This window comes from Paracoccus sp. S3-43 (genome assembly GCF_029027965.1).
GTDB lineage: Bacteria > Pseudomonadota > Alphaproteobacteria > Rhodobacterales > Rhodobacteraceae > Paracoccus.
In genome coordinates, this window is the sequence record NZ_CP119082.1 from 3,048,832 (window position 1) to 3,066,343 (window position 17,512).

Consider the following 17,512-nt stretch of genomic DNA (forward strand, 5'->3'; position numbering starts at 1 on the left):
TGAGCGGCGGCCCGGAGACCCGCTCAGCGCAGCGTAAGAAGCAGCAGACCGCGGAGGGTCACGGCCAGACGCGCGCCGAAAGGCGCGGTCGGGGCGGCGGGAATGTCCAGCATCCGGGTCATGGCGCGGACTATGCCGATTGAAGGGCGGGTTGGAAAGGGGAAATTGCGGCGGGATGGCCGGTCAGAGGTCCGGCAGGCAGCCGTCCAGTGGACGGATGCCCGGACCGATTGCCCGAAGGCGCAAGCCGCAGGGCAAGGGGCGCGCAACCCGGCCTGACATCGGCAAACCGGCCGCGCCTGACTGGGCGGGCGCGGTATCGCGCCTGCCAAGGGGCAGGCAGGCGCGGCCGGATCTGTCGCGGGACAAATCCGGCAAGGCCCCTCACTCGACCCATCGCACCCTGGTCAGGTCGTTCGCCTGCGTCGGCGCGTTTTCCCACAGCCCCTCGATCCGGGCATTCGCCACGCCGGTCTTGGCAAGCTGGAACAGGAAGGCGTTGACGTAATCGGCGGCGATCATCTGTTGCGCCTGCCTGTAGAGGTCGCTGCGCTGTTCCGGCGTCACGGCGGCCTGCAAGCGGTCCATCAGCGCGACGAATTCCGGCTTGGCATAGTGGAAATAATAGTCCGGCCTGCCGTAGATGTCGATATCCAGCGGCTCGGTATGGCTGATGACCGTCAGGTCGAAATCGCCGCCCTTGAAGACGGTTTCCAGCCATTGCGCCCATTCCATGTTGGCGATCTGCGTCCGGATCCCCACGGCGGCAAGCTGGGCTTGGATAATCTCGCCCCCGCGCCGGGCATAGGGGGTGGGCGGCAGGGCCAGGCGCAACGTGATCGGGCCCACGCCCGCCTCGGCCAGCAGGGTCTTGGACCGTTCGGGGTCGTAAGCCGACAGCCCGGTCAGATCGACGTAATCCGGCTGATGCGGTGCGAAATGGCTGCCGATGGGGGTGCCGTATCCGAACATCGCCCCGTCGATGATGTCCTGGCGGTTGATCGCATGGGCGATGGCCTGGCGGACCTTGATGTTGTCCAGCGGCGGCCGGGTGTTGTTCATCGCCAGAATCGTCTCGCCCTCGGTGGTGCCGACGATCACCTTGAAGCGGGGATCGGCCTGCAACTGCGGCAGCGTCTCGGGCGCGGGGAAGTTCGGGAAGGCGTCCACGTCGCCCGCCATCATCGCCGCGAAGGCGGCCGAGGGGTCGCCGATGATGCGGAAGGTCGCGGTCCTCAAGGCGGGCTTTGCGCCCCAATAGCCGTCAAAGGCCGACAGCACGATCCGGTCGCCCTGCACCCATCGGTCAAGCCGGAACGGGCCGGTGCCGACCGGCCTGGTGGCAAGGTCGGCCACGCTGGCCGGGTCCAGCATCACCGCGTCGCCCCAGGCCATCTTGAAGGGGAAATTGCCGTCCGGCGCCGCCAGGGTCACACGGACCGTCAGCGGATCCAGGGCCTCGACCGTCTCGATGCCCTGGAACAGCACCTTCTGGGCATTGGTCGAATCGGGCGCGCGGGCGCGGTCCAGCGTGAAGACCACATCGCTGGCATCGAACGCCGCGCCGTCGTGGAAACTCACGCCGTCATGCAGGTGGAAGACATAGACACGGCCGTTTTCCTGAACGTCCCAGCGTTCGGCCAGGGCAGGCTCGATGGTGCCGTTCGGGCCGAAGCGGGTCAGGCCCTCGAAGACATTGGCATAGACGACCTCGTCCGTCGCCGCCGCCGCGCCGCCGGTGGGGTCGAGGTTCGGGGGTTCCAGCACCATGCCCAGGGTGATGGCGTCCTGGGCGCTCGCGGGCAGGGCCAGCAGCATTAGCGCCGCTAGGGGTTTCAGGGCATGGATCATCGGCGTCCCCTATCAGGCGCGTTCGGGCAGCAGTTGCTGCGCGGCCCCCGCCAGCATCAGCCACAAGGATGTCACGACCAGCCCCCAGTTGGCCCAGCTGTCGGGGTGGAAATCGACCCAGGCGGCGCGGGCCGCGAAGATGCACCACAGGATCGCGACGGGCAGAGAGATCGCCCGCCAGCGTTCGGTGCGCACCGGATGGATGAACTTGATCGGCAGGAACATCGCCACCGTCAGCACCACGATGACCGTCAGGATGACGATCCAGTGCGGATCGGTCGCGAACAGCACCAGCACCACCATGTTCCAGCAGCCCGGAAAGCCGGAAAAGCTGTTGTCCCTGGTCTTCATCCGGGTGTCGGCGAAATAGATCACGCTGCCATAGACGATGACGATGATCGCGAACCATCCGGTCCAGCCGGACAGCAGGCCAGACTTGAACAGCGCATAGGCCGGGATGAACACATAGGTCAGATAGTCGATGATCAGATCCATCAGCACGCCGTCATAGGTCGGCGAGTTGATCTTGACATCGTATCGCCGCGCCAGCGGGCCGTCGATGCCGTCGACGACCAGGGCCACGACCAGCCACAGGAACATCAGCGACCACTTGCCCTCGACCGCGGCCAGCATGGCCAGCATCGACAGCACGGCGCCGGTGGCGGTCAGCAGGTGGACGGACAGGGCTTTGTGTTTTGTCTTCATGGGCAGGTTCTGGCAGCTTGGCCGCGATCACGCAACCGTGCATGAGCGGCTAGCGCAGGATCGGCGGGCCTTTCGGGCGCTGCGGCGGCTGGGGCGCCTCGGGCGGCGTCAGGTCGAAGCGCAGGATGCCCGCAGGCAGCGCCGCGTCGGTGAAGCTGACATCGACGCCGCCGGGCTGTTCGGGCAGGAAGGCCAGCGCCTCGGCCAGCGCCTTGGCGATGGCGGGCTGATGGGCGGGATCGGCGCCCGCGACCAGGAGGACGTGGCCGCCGCCCGTCCCCGCCAGCGCCGCGCCCGCGATCAGCCCGCGCATGTCGCCCAGCCGCTCGGCCAGGGGCTGGGCCAGCGCCTCGACGGCATCTGGCGCGGGCGGGGTCAGGCGCAGGCGGGCGTCCGTGGCCTCGGGCGCGGCGGACAGCGCGCCGGTCAGCCAGTCCAGCATGATGGCGTCCAGCAGCATTTCCGATGGCTGGCCCGGATTGACCAAGAGCCCCGCGCCTTCGGATTTCAGCAGGCCCGCCAGCACCCGCCCCGGCATGGCGGCATAGGCCACCGGCCCGCCGAAGAAACCCGCCAGCCGATCCTCGGTATCGCAGGCAAGCGCCACGGGGCCGGTTTCCAGCGGGAAGATGCGCAGTTCCACCGTGTCGCCTTCGGGTTCGGCCACAAGCGCCACGGCCAGTTCGGTATCGGCCAGCCGCGAGAGCATCCGCGCGCGTTGCGGGGCGTCGGCGTCGTGGAAGGGAACCGGGGCAAGGTCGTCAAGCGCGGTCATGGCAGGGGCCTTCGGATCGGGAACGGCCCTGCCCTAATGGCGGCGGGCGCCCCCGGCAAGGCCCCGCTGACGCAAGCGTGATTCCCCGGCGCGCGCCTGCCGCCCCTCTATCGCCGATGAACCGACGCACCCTTCTGCTGACCGCCGGCCTGTCGCCGCTGCTGGCCGCCCCGGTCCGGGCGCGGGCCGACCTGAACCCGATCCTTGATGACGCCCGGCGGCTGGAGCACCTGCGCGCCGTAGCCGTCTGGTCCGACGGTCGGGACATCGCCGCGCGCGGCTATCACGGCTTCACGCCCGACAGCCCCACGAACATCCCTGCTGGCCTTCGGCGCGGTCTATGCGGACGGGGGCCGCGCGGGCGGGCGGCAGGTCGTCGCCGCCGATTGGATCGCGGAAAGCTGGCGGTCGCGCACGGCGTCCATCTTCAGCGGGCAGGGCTATGGCTATGGCTGGTTCATCGGCCAGGCCAGCGGGCGGCCGGTGCGATACGGCTGGGGCTATGGCGGGCAGATGATCTATGTCTTTCCCGCGACCGGGGGACGGTCTGCCACGGCCATCGCCATGACCTCGGATCCCGACCAGCCCTCGGCCCGGACGGGATACCGCAACGACCTGCACAGGCTGGCGGACCGGATCGTGCAAACCCTGTAACGGTCACGCACCCCGCGTCAGTCGATGAAGTCGCCCGCCTGGAAGTTCCCCAGGTTGCCCAGAAGCTGCCCGATCAGCGAGATCTCGGTCACGCTGCCTTCGGTCACGCGGCGCGACAGGGTGACGACGCGCCCGCGCTCCAGCCCGAAGCGTTCGACATTGGTCACCACGCCGGTGGGCGCGAAGGACACGGCCACGACCTCTCGGCTGATCTCGCGCGGCTCCATCGGGCCGTAATGGCGCCAGCGCGATCCGACATAGTACCAGCCCGATCCGGTCAGCAGGCCCTGGGCCGAGGGGCGGCCGATCAGGCCCTGCAACTCGTCCACGGTGGTCTGGCCGACGACGACCTGGGACAGATCCTCGGGCGCGGGGATGAAGCCGTGGTTGCGATGGACGGGCGCGCAGGCGGCAAGCCCCAGGACGGCCACGAAAGCCAGAACCAATGCAGTCTTCATGGCTTTCATTCCGTACTTTCCCTTGCTCGGACTGTTGACGCGGCCCGCCCGGCTTAGCAAACTCGGGCACCGCGCTCAAGAATGACAATCCCGCCGGGGATTTGCCGCCGACCGCCGGTGCCGATCCCCCGGACGACATGACAAAGGCCCCGCCATGACCGCCCCCGCCCACCAGCCCGACCGCCTGCGCGTCGCGCATCTGAACCCGCGCGCGCCCACCGCCTTTTCGCTGACGCCCGATGCCGACCGCTGCGCGGCCATCGCCGCCGAACTGGGCATCAGCGGCTTGTCGAAGCTGACCTTCGCCGGGGAAATCCGCGCCGAGGCGGGTGGGGCCTGGGAACTGACCGGACGGCTGCGCGCCCGCGTGACCCAGCCCTGCGTCATCACCTTGAAGCCCGTCAGGACCGCCCTGGACGAGGAGGTCGAGCGGCATTATTCGCCGCATCTCGCCACCCCCCAGGGCGATGAGGTGGAAATGCCCGACGACCGGCTGGAACCCCTGGGGCAGTTCATCGACCTGGCGGCCGTGATGATCGAGGAACTGGCCCTGGCCCTGCCGGAATATCCGCGCGCCGAAGGGGCCGAACTGGACGCCGAACCTCAGGAACCCGCGGCCGACACCCGCCGTCCCTTCGCGGGGCTGGACCGTTTGCTGCGCGGCGGCGGCGCCGACCAGGGGTGATTCCGGCCCGCCGGTCGTGGCCCGCCCGTGGCCCCCGACCGTGGCCCTGGCGCCACATCGGGTGGGGATTCCGACGCCGCCCTGCGCGTGACGGTGGCGGAAAGCCCGCGCCCTGGTGCAATTAGCCCTGCCTGCCCTGACGCAAGGGGTTGCGGGCAGGGCCGTCATGGCGTATCTGCGCGGTTCATTTTCGAATTCAAATCCCTGGGGATGCGCAGGACGCCAGCGCGTCGCACCCCTTCAAACCCGAGGTTGTGACATGGCTGTCCCTCAGAATCGCGTTACCCGGTCCCGCCGGAACATGCGCCGCGCCCACGATGCCCTGGTCGCCGGCAACCCCAACGAATGCCCGAACTGCGGCGAACTGAAGCGCCCGCACCACGTCTGCCCGTCCTGCGGCCACTACGCCGACCGCGAAGTGATCGCGCAGGCGAACGAGATCGACCTGGACGACGACGCGGCCTGATCGGGCTTGGCAACCGCGCCAGATGACCGACCGTGACGTGACCCAGACTGCGACGCCCGCCCCCGCCCACGGGGGCAGCGTGGTCATATCGGTCGATGCCATGGGCGGCGATCGCGGCCCCGCGGCGGTCGTCGCGGGCATGGCCGAAAGCGCGGCCAGAAACCCGGAAATCCGGTTCATCGTCCATGGCGACGAGGCAGAGCTTCGCCGCCTTGTCGGGCGTCGCAAAGCGCTCGCCGGCTGCTGCGACATCCGTCACGCGGCGGGCGTCGTCACGATGGACGACAAGCCCAGCCAGATCGTGCGCAAGGGCGACGGCACCTCGATGTGGTCGGCCATCGAATCGGTCAGGACCGGAGAGGCGGGGGCCGCCGTCAGCTGCGGCAATACCGGCGCCCTGATGGCGCTGTCGATGCTGCGCCTGCGCAAGCTGCCGGGCGTGAACCGCCCCGCCATCGCCTGCCTGTGGCCGTCGCTGAACCCCCAGCGGTTCAACATCATGCTGGACGTGGGCGCCGATATCCGCGCCGACGCCCATGACCTGCTGCAATACGCGCTGATGGGGGCCTCCTATGCCCGCAGCGGCCTGGACGTGGAACGCCCGCGCGTCGGCCTGCTGAATGTCGGGACCGAGGAACATAAGGGCCGGGCCGAACTGAAGCAGGCTCAGGACATGATTCTGGCCGCCACCGATGCGGGCAAGTTCGACTATGTGGGCTTCGTGGAAGGCGGCGACCTGCCCTCGGCCCGCGTGGATGTGATCGTCACCGACGGCTTCACCGGCAACATCGCCTTGAAGACCGGCGAAGGCACGGCCAAGCTGGTCGGCACCCTTCTCAAGGACGCCTTCGCGAATTCGATCATGTCCAAGTTTGCCGCCCTGCTGGCGATGACCTCTTTGAAACGCCTGCAAAAGCGGATCGACCCGCGCCGCGTCAACGGCGGGATCTTCCTGGGCCTGAACGGCACCGTCATCAAGTCCCACGGCTCGGCCGATGCGACCGGCGTGTCGGCCGCGATCAAGCTGGCCTTCCAACTGGCCAGATCCGGCTTCCAGGATCGCCTGGCCGCCCGCGTGGCCCAAGGCGCCGCCTCCGTCGCCTCTGGCCCCCAAAGCGAGGCCGCGTCGTGACCCTGCGATCCGTGATCCGGGGAACCGGCCATTACCTGCCCGAACGCGTGGTCGAGAACGCCTGGTTCGAGGACAAGCTGGACACCACCGACGAATGGATCCGCTCGCGCACCGGGATCGAGCGGCGGTATTTCGCGGCCGAAGGCCAGGCGACCAGCGACATGGGCCTGCGCGCGGCCCGCGCCGCCCTGGACAAGGCGGGCCTGCGTCCCGACGACATCGACGGGATCGTCCTGGCGACCTCGACCCCCGACTATACCTTCCCGGCCTCGGCCACGATGATCCAGCACGGGCTGGGGATGACGCATGGCTTCGCCTATGACGTGCAGGCGGTCTGCGCGGGCTTCGTCTTCGCACTGGCCAATGCCGATGCGATGATTCGCGGCGGGCTGGCGAAACGCGTCCTGGTCATCGGGGCCGAGACGTTCTCGCGCATCATGGACTGGACCGACCGCGGCACCTGCGTGCTGTTCGGCGACGGCGCCGGCGCCCTGGTGCTGGAGGCGCAGGAGGGCGCGGGCACCAGCAACGACCGGGGGATCCTGGCCAGCGACCTGAACAGCGACGGCCAATACCGCGATCTTCTCTATGTCGACGGCGGCGTGTCCACGACCGGCACGGCGGGGCATCTGCGGATGCAGGGCAACCTGGTCTTCCGCCATGCCGTCGAAAAGCTGGCGAAAACCGCGCACGTCGCCCTGGACAAGGCCGGGCTGACGCCCGCCCAGGTGGACTGGCTGGTGCCGCACCAGGCCAATGCGCGGATCATCACCGCCACCGCGCAAAGGATGGGCCTGCCGATGGACAAGGTTGTGCTGACGGTCGCCGACCACGGCAACACCTCGGCCGCGTCGATCCCGCTGGCGCTGTCGGTGGCCGACGCCCAGGGCCGCTTTGCCCAGGGCGACCTGATCGTGACCGAGGCGATCGGCGGCGGCCTCAGCTGGGGATCGGTCGTCCTGCGCTGGTAAGCGGTCATTTCAACTGCGAATCCTTGCTGCCACGCCGGTCGATCCCGGCGGCGGGGCGCCAGGCGCGGTCCCGGTCTGCCTGGCATTCCACGCAAAGCTGCACCCCCGGCATGGCCTGCCGCCGCGCCTCGGGGATGGGTTCGTCGCAGTCGATGCAGGTCGTGGCGCTTGCCCGCACGGCCTTGGCCTGCCCGGCCCGCAACCGGGCGCGGGCCACGGCCTCGGCCGTGCTGATCTCGATCTGGTCGTTCACCGCGTCGTCGCGCGCCCATCCACCGGCCATCGCATCCTCCTCCGGTCCCTTCACAGATAGGACAGTCCCGCGCGGTTGCAACCGTCCGGGGCCGCTGCACAATCCTTGACCCCTGCGGCCCTTGAATCGGAACGAAAAAGCCCGCTTGTCGTTGACAGGCTGCACGATTCCCACCATCCTGGTGAAATCAAAGGGGAAAACCTCATGGGTGAGAAGACGCTGACTCGGATGGATCTGGCGGAAGCCGTTTTTCGGGATGTCGGCCTGTCGCGCCACGAATCCGCCCAACTGGTCGAATCGGTCCTGGACCATATCTCGGACGCCCTGGTGAGGGGCGAACAGGTGAAGATCTCGTCCTTCGGCACCTTCAGCCTGCGCGACAAGAACGAACGCATCGGCCGCAACCCCAAGACGGGCGAGGAAGTGCCGATCACCCCGCGTCGCGTCCTGTCCTTCCGCCCGTCGCATCTGATGAAGGACCGCGTGGCGGCCGGAAACAAGGGCTAGGGGCGTTCTGACCCGATGACGAAAGGCGCAGACGCATTCCGGTCGATTGGCGAGGTTGCCCGCCTGCTGGGCGTGGCGCCGCATGTCCTGCGCTATTGGGAAACGCAGTTCTCGCTGCTGAAGCCGATGAAACGACCCGATGGGCGGCGCTATTACCGCCCGGACGACGTGCGTCTGGCGGCGGGCCTCTGCACCGTGCTGCGCGACGAAGGGCTGACCATCCGCGGCGCGAAGATGCTGCTGGCCCGCGACCGGGGCGCCACGCTGCGCGAACGCGGATCGCTGCGCCTGGCCGATCTGCCCGAACCCGACGCCACCCTGACCGACAGCCCCCGGGGCGAGGGCCGGCCGGACGACACTCCGTGGCGGGACGGCCAGCCAGACGATCCGCAGCCCGCATCGGGGCCGAAATCCCGCCACCGCAGGCGCCCGGCGGCAGCGGCCCCGCAGGCGGCCAAGGGTCATCCCGCGCCCGGCTGGCTGGGTCGGCTGGTGACGATGAACGCCCGTCTGCGCGCGGTTCGCCCCGGCGACCCGCGGGTCCGCGCGGGACGGCGGTCCCTGGCGCGGTTGCGCGACGGCCTGGCGCGGATTTGCTGACATCTCGGGCCTTTGCGGCGCAGATTTCCGTTGTCCGGGCCTTGTGCAGGCGGGCAAGATCGCTCTATACGGTGCGCGTCGGGCCGTGGCGCAGTCTGGTTAGCGCGTCCGTCTGGGGGGCGGAAGGCCGAGAGTTCGAATCTCTCCGGCCCGACCATTTCGAAAACGCCCATCCCTTGCCGGGGGTGGGCGTTTTCGCATGAAAGGTTTCGGCATGAACGGCGTTCTTCCCGACAGCGGCATCCGCGCCCTGATCCGGTCCGGGGCGATCAGCGCCGATCCGGCGGTCATCCCGGAACAGATCCAGCCCGCCAGCCTGGACCTGCGGCTGGGCAATGTCGCCTATCGCCTGCGCGCCAGCTTCCTGGCGGGGCGCGGCCAACGGGTGATGGACCGGCTGGCCGATGTGCGGATGCACCAGATGGACCTCGGCGGCGGCGCGGTGCTGGAACGCGGCTGCGTCTATCTGGTCCCGCTGATGGAGCATATGTCCCTGCCCGCGGGGTTGACGGCGGTCGCCAATGCCAAATCCTCGACCGGCCGGCTGGACCTGCTGACGCGGCTGGTGGCCGATGGCGGCACCGAATTCGACCGCCTGCCCGAAGGCTATGACGGCCCCCTCTATGCCGAAATCTGCCCGCGCAGCTTTTCGGTCCTGGTCCGCCCCGGAATGCGCCTGAACCAGTTGCGGCTGCGGCAGGGCCAGGCGGTGCTGTCGGATGCCGAACTGCGCGACCTGAACGCCCGAGAGCCGCTGGTGGGCAGCCGGGCGCTGATCGACAACGGCCTGGGCTTTTCGGTCGACCTGAAACCGGACCGGGGCGATCTGGTCGGCTATCGCGCCCGCCCCCATAGCGGGGTGATCGACCTCGACCGGATCGGCGCCTATGACGCGCGCGATTTCTGGGACGAGTTGCGCACCGATCAGGGGCGGCTGATCCTGGATCCCGGCGCCTTCTACATCCTCGTCAGCCGCGAATCGGTGGCGATCCCGGCGGATTACGCGGCCGAGATGGCGCCCTATCTGGCGATGGTGGGCGAATTCCGCGTCCATTACGCGGGCTTCTTCGACCCCGGCTTCGGCATCGGCGAGACCGGCACCGGCGCGCGCGGCGTGCTGGAGGTCCGCTGCCACGAAGCGCCCTTCGTGCTGGAACACGGCCAGGTCGTCGGACGCCTGGTCTATGAACGCATGGCCGCGCGGCCCGACCGGCTGTATGGCGCAGGCATCAGGTCCAACTATCAGGGCCAGGGCCTGAAGCTCGCCAAGCAGTTCCGCTGATCCCCTGCCCTTTTGCCTTGGCCCAAATATCCTCGGGGGGTCCGGGGGGCGAAGCGCCCCCGGCCTTCGACGCCTAAGTCACCCGTCCCTGCCACAGCCGCACCTTCAGCCCGCCATGCGCCACCACCGGCCCGGCTTCCAGCGGCAGCCCGGTGGCCTTCGCCAAGGCCCCTTCGCTGGTCACGATCCCCACCCGCCAGCCTTGCAGCCGTTCGCGGAACACCGTGCCCATGGCCGCGTGCAGCCCGAACAGAGGCCCCTTGTTTCCGATCCGCGCGCCATAGGGCGGATTCACGATGACGATGCCCGGCGGGCAATCGGGGCGTTGCAGATCGCTGACCGTGCGGCATTCGAAATGTGCCAGCCCGGCCACCCCCGCCCGTTCGGCATTGGCGATGCTCATGCGGATGGCCCCCGCATCGCGGTCGCCGCCGAAGAACTGCGCGGGCGCGGGGCGCGGCGCGGCCGCCGCCCTCATCGCCTCCCAGGCAGCCGCATCGAAGGCTGCGAGCTGCTGGAAGCCGAAGCTGCGGCTGCGGCCGGGGGCAAGGCCGGCGGCGATCTCGGCGGCCTCGATCACGAAGGTGCCCGACCCGCACATCGGATCCAGCACCGGCTGGCCGCCGTCGAAGCCCATCTCGCGCAGGAACATCGCCGCCATGGTCTCGCGCAGGGGGGCCTTGGCGACGGCTTCCTTGTGGCCGCGCTTGTGCAGCGACTCGCCGGTCGTATCCAGGCTGATCGTCACCAGGTCGTCCTCGATCCGAACCTTGACGACCAGGGCCGCGTCGGGGGCCAGCGGCGCGCCCAGTTCCTCGGCGATGGCGCGTTCGATCCGCTGGGTGGCCGCGCCCGCGTGATAGATGCGGCTGGCCTTGCAGGTGGTTTCCACCCGCACCGGCACGTCGCGCCGCAGGACCGTGGCCCAGGGGAACTTGCGCGCCCGCTTGTCCAGTTGGGCCAGATGCAGCGCCCGAAAGCTGCCCACCCGCGCCAGCACCCGCGTGGCGCCGCGCAGCCACAGGTTCGCGCGCCAGACATCGGCCCAGCCGCCGGTGATCGTCACGCCGCCCGGCCGCACCGCAGGCTGCCAGCCCAATCCCGATGCCTCGGCGGCCAGCGGGGCTTCCAGGCCCGGCGTCGCCACCAGGAAAATCTCGAATCTCTCATCCATCGCGCAGCCCTATCGCGGCCGCGCGGCAAAGGCGAGCGTCAGCGCCCGGTGCGGCGGGTCAGACGGGCGGCGCGGCGGGCGCGCTTGACCGCCTGGCGCATGTCCTTGGCCTGCCGGGCCGACGCGCCCCCGGATTTGGCAAGGCGGTCGATGCCCTTGTCGGCGCCCCGTCCGGCAGGGCGGCGGCCCAGCAGCCGGGACAGCAGGGCGAAGAACTGGGTCAGGCTCATGGTGTCATTCGTCCTCGAACAGATCGTCGCCGGGTTCCGAGGCGCCGATATCGTCAGCCCCATCGCGCAAGGCAAGGGGCATGGGCAGCCCTTCGACCGGCGGGCGCGAATCCAGCAGGCCCGCCGCGCGCAGTTCGGCCAGCCCCGGCAGGTCGCGGGCCGATTCCAGGCCGAAATGATCCAGGAAGGTTTCCGTCACCACGAAGGTCGCGGGGCGTCCCGGCGTCATCCGGCGGCGGCCGATGCGGACCCATTCCATCTCGATCAGCTGGTCCAGCGTGCCGCGCGACACGGCCACGCCGCGAATCTCCTCGATCTCGGCGCGGGTGACGGGCTGGTGATAGGCGATGATCGCCAGCGTCTCGATGGCGGCGCGTGACAGACGGCGCTGTTCGACGGTCTCGGCTTGCATCAGGAAGGACAGGTCGGGGGCGGTGCGGAAGGCATAGCCGTCGCCGATCCGTTCCAGCATCACGCCGCGCCCGGCATAGGTCCGACGCAGCATCGCCAGTGCCTCGGCCGGGTCGCAGCCGGCGGGCAGGCGGGCGGCCAGGTCGCGCAGGGTCAACGGCTGACCGGACGCGAACAGGATCGCCTCGACCATGCGTTCCTGCTGCGCCAAGGGCGGAAAGTCGATGTCGGCGGCGGCGGGATCGGTCACGGCTGGTCGGTCACGGGTTTGCGGCGAAAGCTGATCGGGGCGAAGGGATCGGCCTGCCGTATCTCGATCCGACCCTGCCGCGCAAGCTCCAGCGAGGCCGCGAAGGTCGCCGCCGTGGCGGACCGGCGGCGCGCGCCCCGGCTGGCCCAGCCATCGGGCAGGAAATCCGACAGGTCGGTCCAGTCGCCCGCATAGCCGATCAGGCCGCGCAGCCGTTCAAGCGCCTGTTCCATGGTGAACACGTCCTGCCGGTCGAAGGCATAGGGGCGGAATTCGTCGCGCGTCTTCAGTCTGGCATAGGCGCGCATCAGGTCGATCAGCCCCGCCTGCCATTCGGTGCGCCGCTTCCTCGCCGCGGTTTCCGGCGCCCCGCGCTGGAATCGGCTGATCCCCAGCCGGTCGCGGCCCATCAGCTGCGCCGCCGCCTGCCGCATCGCCGCCAGCCGTTCAAGCTGAAAGGCCAGATGCGCGGCCATCTCCTCGGCCGAGGGGCTCTCGGCCTCGGGGTCGGGGGGCAGCAGCAGGCGCGATTTCAGGAAGGCCAGCCATGCGGCCATGACCAGGTAATCGGCGGCAAGCTCGATCCGCAGGCTGCGGGCCTGTTCGATGAAGGCCAGGTATTGCTCGGCCAGATGCAGGACCGAGATCGTCATCAGATCGACCTTCTGCACCCGCGCCAGCGTCAGCAGCAGATCCAGCGGGCCTTCATAGCCGTCCACATCGACGATCAGCGCTTCCTCGGCACGGCGCTGCGCGACGCGGTCGGCATCGGGCACGGAACCGGGAACGGGCCGCAGATAGGGGATGTCGCTGGCGGCGCGGGCGACGGGATTCCTTTCGGTCATGGCGCCAGAGTCGGCCCTGCCCCGGCGGGAGTCAAGACGAGCGCCCTTGCAGGGGGCTTTCAGCCCCCGTCCCTTCGGGACTCCCCCAGAGGATATTTTCGTGAAGAAGAGGCTTCAGGCGATGGCACCGGTCAGGCCGCGCCATTCGGCCATCAGCGCGGCGAAATCCAGATCCTGCGGGGCGCGGCGCTGCGCCAGGGCGGCGGCGGCGCGACGCTGTGCGTCCGGGGTCATCGCCCCGGCGGCGGCCACCACCGGCTGCATGTCGGCGATGGTGCCGTTGCAATGCAGCACCAGGTCGCAGCCCGCCGCAATGGAGGCCGCCGCGCGGTCGGCCTGGCTTCCCGACAGGGCGTTCATGGTGATGTCGTCGGTCATCAGCAGCCCGTCGAAGCCGATCCGGTCGCGGATCAGGCCGATCATCCGGCGCGACGCCGTGGCGGGCGCGTCGTCCAGGGCGGTGAAGCGGATATGCGCGGTCATGCCCATCGGCAGGTCGTTCAGCGCGCGGAACGGGGCGAAGTCCATCGCATCCAGATCGGCGTCGCAGGCGGCGACCGTGGGCAGGCCGTGATGGCTGTCGGCAATGGCGCGGCCATGGCCGGGCATGTGCTTCATCACCGGCAACACGCCTGCAGCCAGCAGGCCGTCGGCGCTTGCGCGGCCCAGCGTGGCGACGGTGGCAGGGTCGGTGCCTAGGCAGCGGTTCAGCAGGAATGGATGGGTGTCGGCCTGCGCCACGTCCAGCGTGGGGGCGCAGTTGGAATCGATGCCCACGGCACGCAATTCCCGACCGATCAGGTAATAGCGCAGCCACATGGCGCGCGGCCCGGCCCCGGCCTGGTCCAGCGGCGCAGGCCAGTCGGTCCAATGCGGGCCGCGCAAGCGCTGCACCCGGCCGCCTTCCTGATCGACGGTGATCACCGCCTCGCGGCCCACCGCGTCGCGCAACTCGGCGGTCAGGCGGCGCAACTGGTCGGGGCTGTCGACATTGCGGCCGAACAGGATGAAGCCCCAGGGATCGGCCGCGCGGAAGAAATCCCGCTCGGCCGCCGTCAGTTCGGTCCCGGCAATCCCGCCAAGGATCGTGGCATTGGCAGGCATCAGTTCAGGGCAAGGCAGTCCGTGCCCGCCGATTTCAGCGCGGCGCAGAACTGGCGCGCCTCGGACAGCGATTCGAAGCCCGCGACGCGCAGCCGCCAGAAGGTGCGGCCGTTCGACTGATGCTGCTGGATCACCTGCTGCTTGCCGCCGAAAACGACATGCTTGTTCATCAGCCGGTTCCATTCGCCGGCGGCGATGGCGTTGCTGTCGAAGGCGCCAAGCTGGACCTGCGGGCCGCTGGCCTGGGACACCGGGGCGGGCGCGGCTTCGGGCGCCGGTTCGGGGCGGCTTTCGGCGGCGACGGGGCGGGCATCGGTGGCGGTGGTCCCGGCCGAGGCGACGCGGGTGCTGCGCGGGCGCGGCGCGGGCCGGGTCGAGGCCGTCAGCACGCCGGGATTGGCCTCGGCCTGGGCCAGCGCCAGGGCCTCGGCGATGGCGGCGGCCTGGGCGGGGGCGCCGTTTTCGTCGGTCAGCGCCTCGTTCACGGGGCCTTCGCTGGCCGGGGCGTCGCTGATCGCGGCGTCCTGGACGGCGCTGTCGGCCAGGGCCAGGCGCTGCGCCTCGGCCTCGGCCTCGGCAAGGGCGCGAGCCTCGCTGTCGGAGAGGGGCACGATCGGTTCGCCGTCGAAGCTGAGCGGGGTTTCCGACACCGCCGAGGGCTGGCGCGGCGTGGCGCCCAACCGGCCCATCGCCACATCCTCGTCCGACAGGCCGACCGGCGCGGGGGCGATGGCGACCTGCTGGGTGGGCTGGTGATCGGTGCCTTCGGCCACGGTATTGACCGCATAGCCGGTATAGTTCGTCAGTTCCCCGCCGGGATCGGAGGGCGCGGTGCGCGCGTCGCCGACGATGGCGCGGATCACCGGCACGCCCGACACATCGCGCGACACCAACTGCCAGCCCCAGACCATCAGCCCCCCCATCAGCGCGACCGAGGCGACCGCGCCCAGGTAATGCGTCAGCCGGGCGAATCGGGCCGTCAGGCTGTCATTGCCCTGGGGATCGGCCGCGAATCGCGCCCGGTCCCCCTGCGGCTGATCCCAGCCGCCCTGATCATAAGAGAATTCGCGCTTCACCTTGTGACGCGAGAACACATAGCCGCCTTCGCGGAAATCCATCACTGCCATAGCCTGCCTGCCTGCCGGTTGATCCGACTTGAACTTTGACTGCCCGTTCCGACCGGCGGGGGCGCTTTGTGCGTTCAGCGCATTTCCTTGACCGGCGTGACCCCAAGGATAGCGAGACCGCTTGAAATAACAACGCCAACTGCGCGCACCAGCGCGATTTTTGCTTGCGTCGTGTCTGGATTGCCATCCTGCACGAAGCGCAGGGACGGGTCGTCGTTGCCCCGGTTCCACAGCGAATGCAGGTCGGAGGCGATCTCATAGAGGAAAAAGGCGATGCGGTGCGGTTCGTGGGCGCGGGCCGCGTGTTCCACCAGGCGCGGCCATTCGGCGACTTTCCGCGCCAGATCCAGTTCGGCCGGATGGGCAAGCCGGGTCAGATCCGCCGATGCCAGGGCCGAATCAGCGACGTCGATCCCCGAATCACCCGCGCGGCGCAGCACCGAATGGACCCGCGCGCTGGCATATTGGACATACCAGACCGGGTTGTCCTTGGACTGTTCCAGCACACGCGCGAAATCGAAATCCAGCGTCGCGTCGTTCTTGCGCGTCAGCATGACGAAGCGCGTCACGTCGGCGCCCGCCTGTTCCACCACGTCGCGCAGGGTGACGAAGGTGCCGGCGCGCTTGGACATCTTGAACGGCTCGCCGTTCTTGAACAGCTTGACCAGTTGGATCAGCTTGATGTCCAGCGGCACGCGGCCGTTCGACAGCGCCGCCACCGCCGCCTGCATCCGCTTGACATAGCCGCCGTGATCGGCGCCGAACACGTCGATCAGCGCATCGAAGCCCCGTTCGATCTTTGACCAGTGATAGGCGATGTCGGGCGCGAAATAGGTCCAGGCGCCGTCCGATTTCTGGATCGGCCGGTCCACGTCGTCACCATGCGCGGTGGACCGGAACAGCAGCTGCTCGCGCTCCTCCCAATCCTCGGGCAGCTTGCCCTTGGGGGGTTCCAGCACGCCGCGATAGATCAGGCCCAGGCTTTCCAGGCGGGCAATCGCGGCCTCGATCTGGCCGGTGCCATACAGCGCCTTTTCGCTGGAATAGACATCCATACGCACGCCAAGCGCGGCCAGATCCTGGCGGATCATCGCCATCATCGCCTGGGTGGAGAAATCGCGCACCTCGGCCAGCCAGTCGGATTCGGGACGGTCCAGCAGGGTCGTGCCGTATTTCTGCTTCAGCGCCTCGCCCACGGGGATCAGGTAGTCGCCGGGATAAAGCCCTTCGCGGATCTCGGGCTCCAGCCCGTTGGCCTCGCGGTAGCGTTCATAGGCGGACCGTGCCAGCACATCGACCTGCGCGCCGCCGTCGTTGATATAGTATTCGCGCGTCACCTCATGGCCGGAAAAGGCCAGCAGGTTCGCCAGCGCATCGCCGAAGACCGCGCCGCGCACATGGCCCACATGCATCGGGCCGGTGGGGTTGGCGCTGACGAATTCCACGTTGACCTTCTGGCCCGCGCCGATGGCAGACCGGCCGAAACCCTCGCCCTCGCGGATCGCCGTGGCGACGACGCCCTGCCAGACGGCGGGGGACAGGCGCAGGTTCAGAAAGCCCGGTCCCGCGACCTCGGCCGCGCTGATGCGGGGATCGGTCAGGCGGGCGGCCAGCTTGTCGGCGATGTCGCGCGGCTTCATTCGGGCGGGCTTGGCCAGCACCATCGCGGCATTGGTGGCCATGTCGCCATGGGCCGGATCGCGCGGCGGCTCCACCGCGACATTGGCGAAATCCAGGCCCGGCGGCAGCTCGCCCGCCTGCGTCATCTGCCCAAGCGCGGCCAGCACGACGCCGCGCAGATCGGTGAATAGGTTCATCATCGCTTTCCTGACTGTCCCCTGCGGGTTAGCGTCTGGGGCGGGGCGCGGTCAACACAAAGCCCCGGACAGCGGCCTTTTACGCAAGGTTTGCCCGTCAAAACATTGACGTGGCCGCCCGCTTGGTCTAACGCGTGGCATGGCCTGCATCCGGCGGGCCGACTGAAGGGGCGTGCCAGTCTGCGTCCCATTGCAGGCCGCACCCAGCCATCCGG

Annotated in this window: 20 protein-coding genes and 1 tRNA gene; 9 read left to right on the plus strand and 12 right to left on the minus strand. The window is 69.2% G+C overall.

Annotation, left to right across the window (positions count from 1 at the left end; all coding sequences use genetic code 11):
- Positions 1–384: 384 nt before the first annotated feature.
- The 3 genes from PXD02_RS15815 to PXD02_RS15825 are packed head-to-tail and all read right to left on the minus strand — an operon-like array spanning position 385 to position 3,331.
- Positions 385–1,851, minus strand: a complete 1,467-nt coding sequence (locus tag PXD02_RS15815; RefSeq protein ID WP_275104781.1) for an ABC transporter substrate-binding protein — start codon at positions 1,849–1,851, stop codon at positions 385–387.
- A gap of 12 nt (positions 1,852–1,863) precedes the next feature.
- Positions 1,864–2,556 carry a CDP-alcohol phosphatidyltransferase family protein gene (locus PXD02_RS15820; protein ID WP_275104782.1) on the minus strand — a complete coding sequence of 231 codons (693 nt, stop codon included), beginning with the start codon at positions 2,554–2,556 and terminating at the stop codon, positions 1,864–1,866.
- Between the two features lie 49 nt (positions 2,557–2,605).
- A complete protein-coding gene (locus PXD02_RS15825) occupies positions 2,606–3,331 on the minus strand; it encodes an SseB family protein (RefSeq protein WP_275104783.1) in 726 nt (241 codons plus the stop codon).
- 483 nt (positions 3,332–3,814) lie between these two features.
- Here PXD02_RS15825 and PXD02_RS16790 point away from each other — a divergent pair, with 483 nt between their 5' ends.
- Entirely contained in the window at positions 3,815–3,985 is a 171-nt protein-coding gene (locus tag PXD02_RS16790; protein ID WP_342759232.1) for a hypothetical protein, read from the plus strand.
- Between the two features lie 17 nt (positions 3,986–4,002).
- Here the strand turns inward: PXD02_RS16790 and PXD02_RS15835 are convergent, their stop codons facing one another.
- Positions 4,003–4,443, minus strand: coding sequence for an outer membrane protein assembly factor BamE (locus PXD02_RS15835; protein ID WP_275104784.1), 441 nt, complete (start codon positions 4,441–4,443; stop codon positions 4,003–4,005).
- 154 nt (positions 4,444–4,597) lie between these two features.
- On the opposite strand from PXD02_RS15835, the gene PXD02_RS15840 reads away from it, so the two are divergent.
- From PXD02_RS15840 to PXD02_RS15855, 4 genes are all read left to right on the plus strand, one after another.
- Positions 4,598–5,128, plus strand: coding sequence for a YceD family protein (locus PXD02_RS15840; RefSeq protein ID WP_275104785.1), 531 nt, complete (start codon positions 4,598–4,600; stop codon positions 5,126–5,128).
- A 259-nt stretch (positions 5,129–5,387) separates the two neighbouring features.
- Positions 5,388–5,594 (plus strand): 50S ribosomal protein L32, encoded by a 207-nt coding sequence (gene rpmF, locus PXD02_RS15845; RefSeq protein ID WP_275104786.1) that lies wholly within the window; start codon positions 5,388–5,390, stop codon positions 5,592–5,594.
- A 22-nt stretch (positions 5,595–5,616) separates the two neighbouring features.
- Complete coding sequence (plsX, locus tag PXD02_RS15850) at positions 5,617–6,726, plus strand: phosphate acyltransferase PlsX (RefSeq protein WP_275104787.1); 1,110 nt, start codon at positions 5,617–5,619, stop codon at positions 6,724–6,726.
- Entirely contained in the window at positions 6,723–7,697 is a 975-nt protein-coding gene (locus PXD02_RS15855; protein WP_275104788.1) for a beta-ketoacyl-ACP synthase III, read from the plus strand. The genes plsX and PXD02_RS15855 overlap by 4 nt, the downstream gene beginning before the upstream one ends.
- Before the next feature lie 4 nt (positions 7,698–7,701).
- Here the strand turns inward: PXD02_RS15855 and PXD02_RS15860 are convergent, their stop codons facing one another.
- Positions 7,702–7,980, minus strand: coding sequence for a DksA/TraR family C4-type zinc finger protein (locus tag PXD02_RS15860; protein WP_275104789.1), 279 nt, complete (start codon positions 7,978–7,980; stop codon positions 7,702–7,704).
- Between the two features lie 174 nt (positions 7,981–8,154).
- Here PXD02_RS15860 and ihfA point away from each other — a divergent pair, with 174 nt between their 5' ends.
- From ihfA to PXD02_RS15880, 4 genes are all read left to right on the plus strand, one after another.
- Positions 8,155–8,457, plus strand: a complete 303-nt coding sequence (gene ihfA / locus PXD02_RS15865; protein WP_126153693.1) for an integration host factor subunit alpha — start codon at positions 8,155–8,157, stop codon at positions 8,455–8,457.
- A gap of 15 nt (positions 8,458–8,472) precedes the next feature.
- Positions 8,473–9,057, plus strand: coding sequence for a MerR family transcriptional regulator (locus PXD02_RS15870; RefSeq protein WP_275104790.1), 585 nt, complete (start codon positions 8,473–8,475; stop codon positions 9,055–9,057).
- A 79-nt stretch (positions 9,058–9,136) separates the two neighbouring features.
- Positions 9,137–9,214 (plus strand) — tRNA-Pro (locus tag PXD02_RS15875).
- Positions 9,215–9,271: 57 nt separating this feature from the next.
- The gene (locus PXD02_RS15880; protein ID WP_275104791.1) at positions 9,272–10,339 is read left to right on the plus strand and encodes a 2'-deoxycytidine 5'-triphosphate deaminase; all 1,068 of its coding nucleotides are present in this window, start codon (positions 9,272–9,274) and stop codon (positions 10,337–10,339) included.
- 73 nt (positions 10,340–10,412) lie between these two features.
- On the opposite strand, the gene PXD02_RS15885 is transcribed toward PXD02_RS15880, so the two are convergent.
- The 7 genes from PXD02_RS15885 to argS form a co-directional block, all read right to left on the minus strand.
- The gene (locus PXD02_RS15885) at positions 10,413–11,513 is read right to left on the minus strand and encodes a THUMP domain-containing class I SAM-dependent RNA methyltransferase (protein ID WP_275104792.1); all 1,101 of its coding nucleotides are present in this window, start codon (positions 11,511–11,513) and stop codon (positions 10,413–10,415) included.
- Positions 11,514–11,551: 38 nt separating this feature from the next.
- On the minus strand, positions 11,552–11,743 hold the full coding sequence (locus PXD02_RS15890; protein ID WP_275104793.1) for a hypothetical protein: 192 nt from the start codon (positions 11,741–11,743) through the stop codon (positions 11,552–11,554).
- Positions 11,744–11,747: 4 nt separating this feature from the next.
- Positions 11,748–12,347, minus strand: a complete 600-nt coding sequence (gene scpB, locus PXD02_RS15895; RefSeq protein WP_275106455.1) for an SMC-Scp complex subunit ScpB — start codon at positions 12,345–12,347, stop codon at positions 11,748–11,750.
- A gap of 53 nt (positions 12,348–12,400) precedes the next feature.
- Entirely contained in the window at positions 12,401–13,249 is an 849-nt protein-coding gene (locus tag PXD02_RS15900; RefSeq protein ID WP_275104794.1) for a segregation and condensation protein A, read from the minus strand.
- 114 nt (positions 13,250–13,363) lie between these two features.
- The gene (locus PXD02_RS15905) at positions 13,364–14,353 is read right to left on the minus strand and encodes a glycoside hydrolase family 3 N-terminal domain-containing protein (protein WP_275104795.1); all 990 of its coding nucleotides are present in this window, start codon (positions 14,351–14,353) and stop codon (positions 13,364–13,366) included.
- Positions 14,353–15,480: an SPOR domain-containing protein gene (locus PXD02_RS15910; RefSeq protein ID WP_275104796.1), complete on the minus strand. Its 1,128-nt coding sequence runs from the start codon at positions 15,478–15,480 to the stop codon at positions 14,353–14,355. The genes PXD02_RS15905 and PXD02_RS15910 overlap by 1 nt, the downstream gene beginning before the upstream one ends.
- A gap of 74 nt (positions 15,481–15,554) precedes the next feature.
- The gene (gene argS / locus PXD02_RS15915; RefSeq protein WP_275106456.1) at positions 15,555–17,297 is read right to left on the minus strand and encodes an arginine--tRNA ligase; all 1,743 of its coding nucleotides are present in this window, start codon (positions 17,295–17,297) and stop codon (positions 15,555–15,557) included.
- Positions 17,298–17,512 lie beyond the last annotated feature (215 nt).

Coding starts and splice junctions, on each gene's coding strand:
- PXD02_RS15860 (WP_275104789.1), bottom strand. CDS start 7,980: ATGGCCGGTGGATGGGCGCGCGACGACGCGGTGAACGACCAGATCGAG.
- PXD02_RS15835 (WP_275104784.1), bottom strand. CDS start 4,443: ATGAAGACTGCATTGGTTCTGGCTTTCGTGGCCGTCCTGGGGCTTGCC.
- PXD02_RS15905 (WP_275104795.1), bottom strand. CDS start 14,353: ATGCCTGCCAATGCCACGATCCTTGGCGGGATTGCCGGGACCGAACTG.
- PXD02_RS15840 (WP_275104785.1), top strand. CDS start 4,598: ATGACCGCCCCCGCCCACCAGCCCGACCGCCTGCGCGTCGCGCATCTG.
- PXD02_RS15885 (WP_275104792.1), bottom strand. CDS start 11,513: ATGGATGAGAGATTCGAGATTTTCCTGGTGGCGACGCCGGGCCTGGAA.
- PXD02_RS15870 (WP_275104790.1), top strand. CDS start 8,473: ATGACGAAAGGCGCAGACGCATTCCGGTCGATTGGCGAGGTTGCCCGC.
- PXD02_RS15910 (WP_275104796.1), bottom strand. CDS start 15,480: ATGGCAGTGATGGATTTCCGCGAAGGCGGCTATGTGTTCTCGCGTCAC.
- argS (WP_275106456.1), bottom strand. CDS start 17,297: ATGAACCTATTCACCGATCTGCGCGGCGTCGTGCTGGCCGCGCTTGGG.
- PXD02_RS15900 (WP_275104794.1), bottom strand. CDS start 13,249: ATGACCGAAAGGAATCCCGTCGCCCGCGCCGCCAGCGACATCCCCTAT.
- scpB (WP_275106455.1), bottom strand. CDS start 12,347: ATGGTCGAGGCGATCCTGTTCGCGTCCGGTCAGCCGTTGACCCTGCGC.
- PXD02_RS15815 (WP_275104781.1), bottom strand. CDS start 1,851: ATGATCCATGCCCTGAAACCCCTAGCGGCGCTAATGCTGCTGGCCCTG.
- PXD02_RS15820 (WP_275104782.1), bottom strand. CDS start 2,556: ATGAAGACAAAACACAAAGCCCTGTCCGTCCACCTGCTGACCGCCACC.
- PXD02_RS15890 (WP_275104793.1), bottom strand. CDS start 11,743: ATGAGCCTGACCCAGTTCTTCGCCCTGCTGTCCCGGCTGCTGGGCCGC.
- PXD02_RS15880 (WP_275104791.1), top strand. CDS start 9,272: ATGAACGGCGTTCTTCCCGACAGCGGCATCCGCGCCCTGATCCGGTCC.
- PXD02_RS15825 (WP_275104783.1), bottom strand. CDS start 3,331: ATGACCGCGCTTGACGACCTTGCCCCGGTTCCCTTCCACGACGCCGAC.
- rpmF (WP_275104786.1), top strand. CDS start 5,388: ATGGCTGTCCCTCAGAATCGCGTTACCCGGTCCCGCCGGAACATGCGC.
- plsX (WP_275104787.1), top strand. CDS start 5,617: ATGACCGACCGTGACGTGACCCAGACTGCGACGCCCGCCCCCGCCCAC.
- ihfA (WP_126153693.1), top strand. CDS start 8,155: ATGGGTGAGAAGACGCTGACTCGGATGGATCTGGCGGAAGCCGTTTTT.